At 38.0% G+C, this 12,304-nt stretch carries 10 protein-coding genes and 1 pseudogene; 8 read left to right on the plus strand and 3 right to left on the minus strand.

Translation table 11 applies throughout. The features are described from left to right. Positions 1 to 75: 75 nt before the first annotated feature. Positions 76 to 1,350 (minus strand): annotated as a pseudogene (locus tag ACTHOQ_RS15435) (ABC-F family ATP-binding cassette domain-containing protein); the annotation flags it as partial. 244 nt (positions 1,351 to 1,594) lie between these two features. On the opposite strand from ACTHOQ_RS15435, the gene ACTHOQ_RS15440 reads away from it, so the two are divergent. The 4 genes from ACTHOQ_RS15440 (at position 1,595) to ACTHOQ_RS15455 (ending at position 6,520) form a co-directional block, all read left to right on the plus strand. Next, positions 1,595 to 1,780, plus strand: a complete 186-nt coding sequence (locus ACTHOQ_RS15440) for a hypothetical protein (RefSeq protein ID WP_440497042.1) — start codon at positions 1,595 to 1,597, stop codon at positions 1,778 to 1,780. A gap of 46 nt (positions 1,781 to 1,826) precedes the next feature. Further along, positions 1,827 to 2,954: a hypothetical protein gene (locus ACTHOQ_RS15445; RefSeq protein ID WP_440497043.1), complete on the plus strand. Its 1,128-nt coding sequence runs from the start codon at positions 1,827 to 1,829 to the stop codon at positions 2,952 to 2,954. A gap of 272 nt (positions 2,955 to 3,226) precedes the next feature. Next, a complete protein-coding gene (gene recQ, locus ACTHOQ_RS15450; RefSeq protein WP_440497044.1) occupies positions 3,227 to 4,990 on the plus strand; it encodes a DNA helicase RecQ in 1,764 nt (587 codons plus the stop codon). Positions 4,991 to 5,272: 282 nt separating this feature from the next. Continuing rightward, entirely contained in the window at positions 5,273 to 6,520 is a 1,248-nt protein-coding gene (locus tag ACTHOQ_RS15455) for a helix-turn-helix domain-containing protein (RefSeq protein WP_440497045.1), read from the plus strand. Between the two features lie 56 nt (positions 6,521 to 6,576). Here the strand turns inward: ACTHOQ_RS15455 and msrA are convergent, their stop codons facing one another. Further along, positions 6,577 to 7,107 carry a peptide-methionine (S)-S-oxide reductase MsrA gene (msrA, locus tag ACTHOQ_RS15460; RefSeq protein WP_440497046.1) on the minus strand — a complete coding sequence of 177 codons (531 nt, stop codon included), beginning with the start codon at positions 7,105 to 7,107 and terminating at the stop codon, positions 6,577 to 6,579. Between the two features lie 186 nt (positions 7,108 to 7,293). Here msrA and ACTHOQ_RS15465 point away from each other — a divergent pair, with 186 nt between their 5' ends. The 3 genes from ACTHOQ_RS15465 (at position 7,294) to ACTHOQ_RS15475 (ending at position 10,015) form a co-directional block, all read left to right on the plus strand. Continuing rightward, a complete protein-coding gene (locus ACTHOQ_RS15465) occupies positions 7,294 to 8,232 on the plus strand; it encodes an LCP family protein (RefSeq protein ID WP_440497047.1) in 939 nt (312 codons plus the stop codon). A 75-nt stretch (positions 8,233 to 8,307) separates the two neighbouring features. After that, positions 8,308 to 9,534, plus strand: coding sequence for an AI-2E family transporter (locus ACTHOQ_RS15470; protein WP_440497048.1), 1,227 nt, complete (start codon positions 8,308 to 8,310; stop codon positions 9,532 to 9,534). A gap of 91 nt (positions 9,535 to 9,625) precedes the next feature. Then, on the plus strand, positions 9,626 to 10,015 hold the full coding sequence (locus ACTHOQ_RS15475) for a ubiquitin family protein (RefSeq protein WP_440497049.1): 390 nt from the start codon (positions 9,626 to 9,628) through the stop codon (positions 10,013 to 10,015). A gap of 47 nt (positions 10,016 to 10,062) precedes the next feature. Here ACTHOQ_RS15475 and ACTHOQ_RS15480 read toward each other — a convergent pair whose 3' ends face one another. Continuing rightward, positions 10,063 to 11,226 (minus strand): aminotransferase class I/II-fold pyridoxal phosphate-dependent enzyme, encoded by a 1,164-nt coding sequence (locus ACTHOQ_RS15480; protein ID WP_440497050.1) that lies wholly within the window; start codon positions 11,224 to 11,226, stop codon positions 10,063 to 10,065. Between the two features lie 158 nt (positions 11,227 to 11,384). On the opposite strand from ACTHOQ_RS15480, the gene ACTHOQ_RS15485 reads away from it, so the two are divergent. Then, positions 11,385 to 12,185 carry a hypothetical protein gene (locus ACTHOQ_RS15485; protein WP_440497051.1) on the plus strand — a complete coding sequence of 267 codons (801 nt, stop codon included), beginning with the start codon at positions 11,385 to 11,387 and terminating at the stop codon, positions 12,183 to 12,185. The last annotated feature ends 119 nt before the right edge of the window (positions 12,186 to 12,304 follow it).

Below are 12,304 nucleotides of genomic sequence, written 5' to 3' on the forward strand. Positions count from 1 at the left end.
TTCGTCTCGACCTCCGTGTATTTTACTTAATCATATCACGTTAGCTCGGTACGACATCTATCCTAACAGAGGGGGCATACGGCCTAAGAAACCACGTAGGAACGATTCAGTTTCATCTTCCGGAGAATAAGGGCGTAACCATTCAACTAATGACTTTTCGTTACCGCCAAAGTATTGGTCATGATCCATTTCGAAGTAGCTTTGAGATGTTGTGACACCCCATTTATACGTACCGGCATCTGCTTGTTTACGACCCATTAAAATATCCATAAATGCAGATTTTGCATTTGGTGAACCTAAAAGGATAATTTTATCTTCTTTGTTCATTGAGAAACGGATGTCTTTGAATAATGTTTCGCCATCTTGTGAAGCTGTTAAGCCATCAACTGTTAATACGTCATTCCCGATTTCACGACCAGCTTGGAAGTTGATGAACGGGTACTTACGGCTTGAAGGACGGATGTCATCCAGCTCAATCTTATCAAGCATTTTTTTACGAGACGTTGCTTGAGAAGATTTCGATGCATTTGCAGAGAAACGTGCAACGAATTCTTTTAATTCTTTAATTTTCTCTTCTTTTTTCTTGTTTTGGTCTGCCATCATTTTTTGCGCTAATTGACTTGACTCATACCAGAAATCGTAGTTACCAACATAAAGCTGGATTTTACCGAAGTCTAAGTCAGCGATATGTGTACATACTTTATTTAAGAAGTGACGGTCATGGGATACAACGATTACTGTGTTTTCAAAGTTAATTAAAAACTCTTCCAGCCATTTAATCGCTTTTAAGTCCAAGTGGTTTGTAGGCTCATCCAGTAGTAATACGTCCGGCTTACCGAATAAAGCTTGCGCTAGTAAAACTTTTACTTTGTCAGAACCTTCTAAGTCAGCCATCATCATATAATGCAAGTCATCGCCGATACCTAGACCGTTTAAAAGAGTGGCAGCATCAGATTCCGCTTCCCAACCGTTCATGTCAGCAAATTCGCCTTCTAGTTCAGCTGCGCGCATACCATCTTCGTCTGTCATTTCCGGTTTCATGTAGATTGCGTCTTTTTCTGCTTTTACTTCCCAAAGACGTTTATTACCCATTACAACCGTGTCTAATACGTTGAATTCATCGTATTCGAAGTGATTTTGCTTTAATACTGAAAGACGCTCATCTTTACCCATTGATACGTGGCCTTCCTGTGCCTCGATATCACCAGATAAGATTTTTAAGAATGTTGATTTACCAGCACCGTTTGCTCCAATAAGACCATAACAGTTACCTGGAGTGAATTTAATATTTACATCGTCAAATAATTTACGGTCACCATAACGTAGACCTACACCTGATACTTGAATCATGCAAGTACCTCCTTGAATTGTTTCTTTGTATTTTCGATTGCTTAAAAAAGAGAATTCTCTTTTGCACACAATGTTTCTATTATAGCATGTCTTCTTGCTAAATTAAATAACAGTGATTCGGAAAATACATGAAACCGCCTAGCGCAAAACTCTTTTAGCTTTCAGACTTTCGAAATTATATTTTACCGTAGTTTCGGTTTGTCAACTTGGCTGACATTTATTGCGTATTGCGCTGGAGCAGGGGATGCCGTTATTACAGGCAAGGTCTGTTTTGACATTAATGCCGATCGTTCAACTAGCATGGCTTACTGTTTGCCTTAATGCTTCTGACTATTTTCGTAATGCAAAAACAAAAGAAATGAGTATAATGGAAGAAGTGTCTGAAAAAATTCAGCCGCTTCTTTTTATTTATGCGATGCTTATCATATAAAATCGCATTCAGTTTACATAATCTTATTATTGTAAAGGAGATTCCTATGCGGAAATACTACTTACTATTTGTAATATTACTATTAGCGGCATGCTCGAATGAGCCGAACGACAGTAAATGGGTGGCACAAGCAATACCTTCCGAAAATAAAGAAGAGATGCCAATACTGGAAGGTAAAGTTTCGATTCATTCGACGGCAACAAGTACAATTGGTTATGTGATTGAACAACGGGACCGGGAGAAATGGATTTTAGTAAACGCCGAACATATTGCAAATCATCCATATTCGCTCGTTCAAGATGAACTGCTCACATTAGGTGAAACATATGCGATAGATGTGGCCCATAATATAGCGGTTGTCCATATTCGAAACAGTTTGAACTATGAGATAGAGACAATTTCCACATTTAAAACGGTGCATAATGGCAAGGAAATAATCGCTTCACAGCAAAATATCGAGGCACTTCTAAATGAAGCAATGACAGAAAAGATAGACTGGCAGAAACGTCTACAAAAAAACAAGCAGCTTTTGCAGAATAGAGAAGTACAGCGAATCGATAATTTTACCACTTACTACGGCAAAAATACTTTTACATATAATATCGATGAATTGAAGGCGGCCGCAATGAACTTCGTCGAGCGGTTAAATGCATATATCCGCGACCAAAATGAAAAGGCGGTAACAGCTATTATTAGCTCTGATGATGTACTGCACGAACTCCAATATATGAAGAAGAGTATCGATGGATTTCAAATAAAGGAAGCAAGAAAAGAGGGAGTCTATTATTTTGTGAATGGGGTTGACGGAGAGAAGAAAGACGTCCGGCTGACATTTATTAATGAGAAAGGCCAATTTAAAGTGATCGGAGCGAATTTTTTGTCGGCTGAACTTGTGCAGCAACAAAAAATTCCGCATATACACTTGACAGAAGAAACAACATTCAAATCAGTGCCGGCTCTGCAGATGTTTTTAAATGCACATATCCCCGCAATTAAACTAACAGCAGGCGAAATTATATGGCAACTTGAGCGAGAGGAACGGGGAATAGCTGTAAAAAACGGATCTGCACAATTTTCATGTGTTTCAATTGCTGTTACAGATAATCACCTCGTATTGAACGGTTGCACGAAAACGAAAAATGAAAATTATATTATTGCTACATTCAAAAAATGAAAAAGAATTGTTGAAAGGCAATTCTTTTTTATTTCATTACATATTATCCGACACTATATAAAGAAAATTTTAAATAATATAAAGCTACTAAGCAATTAGCAGACCAAAAAGAAATTTTCAACAAAAAGCTATGTTTTTCCAGTAAAATACGATTTACTTAAAATAACGAAGCGTATTTCATATAACATAATAAGATTATGTAAACTAAACCATGTCGTTTTTTAATATGAGAATATGTATAATAGAACTATAGATTTATTTATGGAGGCGCTATGATACAACAAGCAATTACACATTTAAAAACTTATTTTGGCTATAATTCATTCAGAAAAGGGCAATCACAAATTATCGAAAATGTATTGCAGCAAAAAGATACATTGGTCATTATGCCAACAGGCGGCGGGAAATCCCTTTGTTACCAGATTCCAGCACTTTGCCTCGATGGAACGACTGTTGTCATATCACCACTAATATCACTTATGAAAGATCAGGTAGATATGCTTGTTTCCAGCGGCATACAAGCGGCTTTCATTAATAGTTCACTTAGTTATGATGAAGTGCAAAATGTGATGTATGGTGTGCGAAGCGGGAAGGTAAAGCTATTGTATATTGCACCGGAACGTTTGGATAATGAGCGTTTCTGTATGGAACTTGCGCAAATACGTGTCCCGCTTCTCGCAATCGATGAAGCACATTGTATTTCACAATGGGGGCATGATTTTCGTCCGAGCTATCGTTCCATTCAACAACTGCTTCACCTATGGGAAGTAAAACCGACTGTAATCGCATTGACAGCAACAGCAACCGAAGAAGTGAGCTCGGATATTCAACAGCTTTTATCGATTGAAGGGCAAAATATATTTGTCACAGGATTTGCGCGCGAAAATTTAACGTTTTCTGTCCTGCTAGGGGAAAATAAAGAGGCGTATATAAAAAAATATATAAAGGCAAATGCAAACGAGGCGGGGATTATATATGCAGCCACTCGTAAGTCAGTTGAATCCTTATACGAAATGCTAAATAAAGCAGGATTTGCAGTTGCAAAATACCATGGCGGCATGTTTGAGGAAGACCGTACATATGAGCAGAATCGCTTTTTAAACGATGAAGTTCAAATTATGGTTGCAACAAACGCATTTGGAATGGGAATCAATAAAACGAATGTTCGCTATGTGCTGCATTATAATATGCCGCGGAATATGGAAAGCTATTATCAAGAAGCAGGGCGTGCAGGGCGCGACGGGTTAGAAAGTAAATGTATTTTACTTTACAGCTCTTCCGATGAACAAACACAGCGCTTTTTAATAGACCAGGCACAGGATCGTTCGCGTATCCCTCTTGAACTATCAAAGCTCCATGCTATGATCGACTATTGCCATACTGAGCGATGCTTGCAAAGCTATATTATAGAATATTTCGGGGACCGGGTAGAAGAAAGGTGCGGCAAGTGCGCAAACTGCACGGACAATCGACCTCAACAAGATGTCACAACAGAAGCGCAAAAAGTATTATCCTGTATCGTCAGGATGGGGCAAAAATTCGGGAAGCAATTGACTGCATCTGTGCTGGCTGGATCACGCAGCAAAAAAGTGCTGGAATTCAATTTCCACAAACTCCCGACATATGGAATTTTGCGTATGATGAATGCAAAGGAAATTGCGAATTTCATCGAATTTTTAATTTCAGAAAAGCTAATTGTCGTCAATAACGGGCAATTCCCGACGATTTCGATTTCCGATTTGGGCAAAGAAGTGCTTTTAGGCAAAAAAAAAGTGTACCGGAAAGAAGCACGCATTATTGAATCGACGGTAGAACCAAATGATCCGTTATTTGAAATCCTCCGTAAAATTCGGAAAGAGATTGCGGACCGTGAGAAAGTCCCGCCATTCGTAGTATTTTCCGATAAATCATTAAAGGAAATGTGCGTAAGAAAACCTAGAAATAGTACACAATTTTTGGAAGTGAGCGGTGTCGGGGAAAATAAGCTTGAGAAGTACGGAAAAACTTTCATTGATGCCATTATTGCAAATTCATAATATATCTTTAACAAAGATTGAAATAAAAAATGTCATTCGCTAAACATTTTTTAAAGGCTATTAAACAATCCTATTTTTTTGTAAAGGAAATTTAACTTATTTTAATTGTTTTACTAGTAAATATTACTATTTCAAAAAATTATATGTATGCTTTGCTTTATGCAGGGCATGCTTTTTTTAGTTTTCTGAAGTTTAAATTATTAAACTTTAAGTTAAGATATTGTAAAAAAGTTGTATTCATAGTTTAATTAGAATATTCAGTTAAGAAGTGTAGGTGAAAAATTGAGTATTTTAGGAGAGCGCATCAAAAAGCTGAGAAAAGAAAAGAAATTAACGCAAACCGAAGTAGTAGGAGCACGTTTAACGAAAGGCATGTTAAGTTTAATAGAAAATGGCAAAGCACAACCTTCGATGGAAAGTCTTCGTTTTATCGCAAAGCAACTCAATGTGGAAGTAAGCTATCTACTCGATGATGGGACACTCACAATGCTTCGAAATTTATATACTGATATCGAAGAAGATGTGGAACGCAGAAGGCTCATACGCGACCCAGACGAACTCCAATCACTGACAATTAAAATGATTGAAAAAATTGAACCGTATTTATCTGAAATCCAAGGAACGAACTATGAACAAATTCGCTTAAGAGAAGTGTATTTCTTGATGAACCGCACAATCAATAAAGCAAAGTCACTCGACGAATACTGGAAATTCATCGATCAATATGAAGAAATTCATGCATATAGCCGGATGCTGCGCTGTTATTTTTATCTTTGCCAAGCAGCAATAGAACAACGCAATTATAATGAAACATTAGCCATCTTAAAGCAAGGCGAAGAAAGGATCGCCCCTTATGAGCTAATGATCGATCCGATGGTAAGGCTCGATTTATTTTATAATTTAACGATTTCGTATTCGGCGGTCGATGATGTGAAAATGTCCGAACTTTATTTACAAAAAGCACTTGAAATGGCAAAAAAGAAGCAAATATTTTACCGGATGGACCGCTTTTATCATTTACTGTTTATTCAATCGATTGCGAATGAAGATTATGAAAAAAGTAAGGAATACATAGAAAAATTGATGCTTTTATCGGAATTTGCCGAAGACCCTACGATTTCCATCCAATATTTATATAGTAAGCTTCACTATTTAAATAATGTGGAAAAGCAATATGAGCAAATTATTCCCGAGATCCAGTATTACAAAATGAAACTGCACGGTTATTTGTTTTTATTTAAAAATCCGATATTTATCGGTGAGGAAATGTACGCGGAATTTAAATTAAAGCACTATACGAACGTCATTCAAATTGGTGCCTCTTTAACAATCCCAAGCTATTTGCACCATCCGATTGACTTAGCAAAATATTATCGCTTTTTTGCAGTGCGGGCGCTGGCTTATTATTATGAAAATGATCAAGTCGCAGCAAAGCGCGATATTATTTTCGCGAAAAACGGGGTGGAGGATTTTCCGGAAACGATCTACAAAAAATTTATATACAAAGCATTCAATGAAATATTTATGTAAATAAAAAGTCGTATTATTCGAATTAGCGAATAGTACGACCTTCTTTTTTTTTTAGTTTAAGACTGTTCCTTTTCGTCCCAATGCGCATGCAGAAATTCATCCCGTCCTGACTTGGCACGGTCTTCTTTATAGTGGTTTTCTTCTTTTTTGTAATAATCTTGATGATAGTCTTCAGCTGGCCAAAATGTAGTAGCTTGCTGAATTTCCGTTACGATCGGCTTTTTAAAACGGCCGCTTTCTGCTAATTTTTGCTTTGATTCCAATGCTGCCTTATGCTGAACATCACCATGTGCAAAAATAACGGTTCTGTACGATTCACCACGATCATGGAACTGTCCGCCTGCATCAGTAGGATCAATTTGCATCCAATAAATTTCCAGTAGTTTCTCATAACTGAAAATGTCTGGATCGAATTCGATTTCAACGACTTCGACATGACCAGAATCTCCGCGCTTCACATCTTCATATGTAGGGTATTCCACATGCCCGCCCATATAGCCACTTGTTACTTTCTCAATTCCTGCCCACTGATCAAACGGTTTGACCATACACCAAAAACATCCACCCGCAAATGTTGCCTTTTCCATTTTGCTACACTCCTTAGCTGCCTTTAAATATGAAGTATTCTATCATGTATATGAAAGACATTCAATGTTTACAATTGATTTGAACATGTTGATAGAGAATTTTAAATGGTATACTAAAGGAAAATTCGCAACTAAAATTATTCAAAAACGTCTAAACTTCACGTAAATAGAAAGGAAGTTGTAGGAATGGAAGAACACGTACGTCAAACCCGGTACAAAAAGAGGAGAATTCGAAAAGGTCGGCTAATTTTTATGTTGTTGCTTGTTATTATAGTTAGTTTAGTCGGCTACAGCTATGTACAATATAAAAGCGGTCTCGATTTAGCAAGCGAAACAAAAATTCCTGTAGAAAACTTTGAACCAGACGATGATCACCCGACGATTGAAAACTATTTAATTTTAGGGGTCGATAGTAGAGGCGAAGAAAAGTCGCGTTCGGATACGATGATGCTTCTGTCGTGGAATCGTGACACGAACGATATGAAGCTCGTGTCATTCATGCGAGATATTTATGCGGAAATCCCTGGTTATCAATCATATAAATTAAATACTGCCTATTATTTAGGCGGGGTGCCATTGCTTCAAAAAACATTGAATAATATGTTCGATATTTCCATCCATCATTATGCGATGATTGATTTCAGAAGCTTTGAAACATTAATCGACATTTTGGCGCCAAATGGAATCGAAATGGATGTTGAAAAGGACATGGGCGGGGCGATCTATGTTGAACTGAAAAAAGGTGTCCATAAACTAAATGGAAAGGAATTGCTCGGTTATGCTCGTTTCCGTTCAGACGCGGAAGGGGATTTTGGACGGGTTGCACGCCAGCAAAAAGTAATCGAAGCTTTGAAGAACGAATTATTATCTCCGAAAAATGCGGCGAATATGCCAAAATTCATCGGTGCAACACAGGGATATATTACAACGGACTTATCAAGCAAAGACCAATTAGCTACTGTTTTAAAAGCTGTTGCAGGCGGGAGTATGAATGTTGAGAAAATGACAATCCCTGCTGAAGGAACATACACGATCGGCAAGTATCAACATGCTGGTGAGGTATTGGAAATCGATACGGCGGAAAATTCACAATTATTGCATGATTTTTTGAATTTAAACGAGTAAGCATTATATGTCTACCGCAAATTCATGCTAAAATAGAGCATATAGTAAATTTTGTCGATATGTTGGGGTGGTCTTTTGGAGAAAGAAAAAGAAGTGAATAGAAATAACCCATTACCGCAGGAAAAATCCAATTTTTTCTCATCTAAATTTATACGCTTTTTAGGCGGTAAAAATTTATTATTCTTGTTAGGGATCATCTTATTAGTTGGCTGTGTTGTATATGTGTACGATAAAATTTCATTTATTTTCGAACCGCTGCATGTATTATTTGAAGTGATTATTTTGCCCGGTGTACTTGGCGTCATATTATATTATTTGTTGCGTCCGCCATTGAAGCTGTTGGTAAGATGGAAAGTGCCCCGCGCTTTAGGCATTTTGATTTTATACATTGTCGTTCTCGCGCTGTTAACATTACTTATCGTGCTTGTATTCCCGTTTTTGCGTGACCAATTTACAAATCTGGCTCAGGAATTCCCCGTTGTTTTAATGGGTCTCGCGAATGATTTATTGGCCTTTTTGAACAACTCTCATTTCAACGAGTTTTTTGAGAAGATAAACTTTGACTACAATCAGATTTTGACGGATTTCACAGATGATTTTATTAATACAGTAAAAGATACATTATCGAGTGTCGCTTCAAGTGTGGCATCTGGTATTACAGGATTTGTGACAACTGTGACAGGCATTGTTTTATCAATCGTCATCGTTCCGTTCATTACATTTTATTTACTATACGAAGGCGATAAAATGCCGCGCTTCATTTTGCGTCTTTTCCCGCCGCGAATGCGTGAACGTATTGGCGACGTACTGCATGATATGGACAAGCAGATCAGCTCCTACATACAAGGGCAGATTTTAGTATCATTTTGCATCGGTGTCATGATGACGATCGGCTTTTTAATTATCGGTATGCCATACGCATTATTGCTTGGCTTCCTTGCAATGATTACAAGTGTTGTCCCGTATTTGGGACCGGCAATTGCTGCGACGCCTGCAGCGATTATCGCGATTGTCAATCCGCCATGGCTCATCGTAAAGCTGATTTTTGTATGGACAATTGTGCAATTAATCGAAGGGAAGTTTATTTCTCCTCAGATTATGGGTAAATCATTAAGTATCCATCCGATTACGATTATTTTTGTATTGCTGACATCCGGTGCTTTATTTGGAGTTCCGGGCGTTGTTTTAGGTATTCCCGGCTATGCATTAATTAAAGTTCTTATCACACATACTTATCGAATTTTTAAAGAGCGTTACAATCGCTTCCAAACAGATGATTCAAATTTGTATGAGGAATTATAGTGAAGAACAAGGGGCTGTCCGGAAAACATTTCGGGCACGCACCCTTTTTTAAAATCATTCGGTTGATTCCATATTAATTGGGGGAGTTTTTATGTTAAGCAAATGGTTGACGTCAGTAGAGGAAAATGGAGTAAGGGTAGAAACAGTCATTGAAAAAACAGAGCTTGTGGAAGGCGATTCCCTAAATGGTTCCGTTTACATTACGACACTTTCAGATGATGAAGAAGATAAGATCGATTATATTTCTCTGAAAGTTTTATGTGAGCAGGCAGGTCGGGAATTGTCTATTGTTGCCAAGCATTCATTTGAGCTTGTCGGCAGCATTCGATCAAAAGAGGCTGAAATTGTGCCGTTCGAGCTTATACCTGACGAGCGTTGGATGTGCGAAGCAGATGAACGGCTCATCTTCCAGACAACAGTCGTTTTTCTGGATGGCACGGAAATTGAAGAAGTCGGCATCATTTCTTATCGTATGGAGTAATAATAAGGCTTTGCTGAAACATCTTATTCAGCAAAGCCTTATTTCTTCTATAGTGCTATTTTATTAAGCCTTTCCACAGCTTTTTGAAGCAGTTCGACGGGTTGTACTAATGCTAAGCGCATATAGCCTTCTCCAGCAGTTCCAAACACTGTGCCAGGAACCATAACGACACCTGTTTGTTCGATTGCTTTATATGCAAAGTCAATACATTTTACATCATACGGATATTTTGCCCATACGAACATCCCGCCATCACTTGGAGCGACTTCCCAGCCTATTGAAATTAAGCCTTCCATTAAAGTTTTATGACGCTCTGAAAAGGTTTTCCGCAGCTCATTCGTAACTTCTTCTGCATTGTCCAATGCTAATGCCGCCACTTGTTGAATTGGTTCAAAAATACCAAAATCCAAATTAGACTTTAATTGCTTCATCACTTCTACTAGTTTGGCATTTCCAACGATGTAGGCAATTCGTGTCCCAGCTAGGCTGAAGCTTTTTGACAAGGAATTGATCTCCAAGCCGACTTCCTTTGCGCCGGGTGTTGCAAGAAAGCTGATTGGAGCATCGCCCTTGAAGTAAAATTCTGAATAAGCAGCATCATGCAGTACAATAATATTATGCTTTTTGGCAAATGCGACAACTTCTTCAAAATATTCAAGAGATGGCATGGCCGGGACTGGATTGCCCGGTAAATTCAGTATAAGCAATTTTGCTTTTTGGCATATTTCTTCAGGAACAGCCTTTATATCCGGCAAGTAATTGTTTTCCGCCGTCAATGGCATATAATATGGGGTTGCGCCAGCAAGGTGTATTCCCGCATCATAGGCAACATAGGCCGGGTTTGTCGTTAACACGATATCTCCCGGATTACAAAAAGCGACAGGTAAATGGACTAACCCCTCCTGTGAGCCGATTGTTTGCACCACTTCAGTATCCGGATTTAGCGTCACACTGTTTACGCGCTTATAATAGCGACAAACCGCCTCATTAAATGTTTGAATACCCGATAATGTATAGCCATATGAAGAGGAAAGTGCTGTAAGTTCCGACATTTTTCTGCGCAAATTTTCTGCTGGCGGAATATCTGGGCTACCTAAACTTAAATCGATTAATTCCATTCCTTTTTGCTGTTGAAGCTTCGCATGCTTTTTTAAATCGCCAAATATTGCAGGAGCAAATAATGACATTTTTTCAGACGGTTGGATATTCAATATGTAACACTCCTTAAAACTTTCAAATGTATGCCCCATTTTATCACACACATCACGTATAATGGGGATGAAATCAGAAAACAGAGATAATTCATTGCACGAGAGCGTTAAAGTGAAATGGAGTAGCGAATTTATACTCCGGCAAAGGGGAAATGACTATGAAAATCTATTCGCTAAGCGGACCGAGTGGAACAGGTAAAAGCACAAGCGCATTGCAATTTGCGCATGACTATGAAATCCAGGCGATCATTGATGATGGTTTACTCATCATCAATGGGGAAAAAGCGGCCGGGACATCTGCAAAATTTGAGAAAAATACATTGAAAGCTGTGCGTTGTGCTATTTTTGAGGATGAAGTACATAAAGAGGAGGTTTTGCAGGCTATAAAATCACATGAAGTGGAATCAATATTAATTATAGGCACGTCTGATAAAATGACCAAAAGAATAGCAACACGTTTGCAGTTCGGGGAAATTCATCATTTTTATTATGTCCAGAACATTCGGTCGGAAAAAGAAATTCGAATGGCCAAGTATGTGCGGGAAGTGCAGGGCAAACATGTTATGCCTGTGCCATATCGCCAAGTAGAGCAAAACTTCTTCAAACGGCTTATTCAGCGCGGGAAAGAAATTTTTTCAACAAATCAAGTAAAGTTAGGGGAAACGACGATTGTGCAGCCTGATTTTCATCAAAATAGTGTGTACATCGCACGCCCTGTTTATTTAAGTGTGTTAGACCATGTATTGCAGCAGCATGAAATGCTCGCAAAATTTGAAGTGGCAAACTTGCAAATAGAAGGAATTCCTCAAATGCGACTTAACCTTTATTTAAAATCTCCTGTCCACTATGATGTAGCACATAATTTACACAAGCTGCAAAAAAATATTTCTGAAGTTTTTTTGCATCATTTCGGCATTGAACCGGAAAAAATTGATATCCAGTTAAAAGGAATTAAATAATCTATGAGTAAAAGAGCTGACTATGTGTGGAAGTTGGCTCTTTTTTTATTCGCTGTTCTCTGTTAAAAAGGCTTTAACCCGCATTTTTTAATAATTATTTTATTTTTTAAAAATAAATA

The sequence above is a fragment of the Solibacillus silvestris genome (genome assembly GCF_051967575.1).
Lineage (GTDB): Bacteria > Bacillota > Bacilli > Bacillales_A > Planococcaceae > Solibacillus > Solibacillus silvestris_B.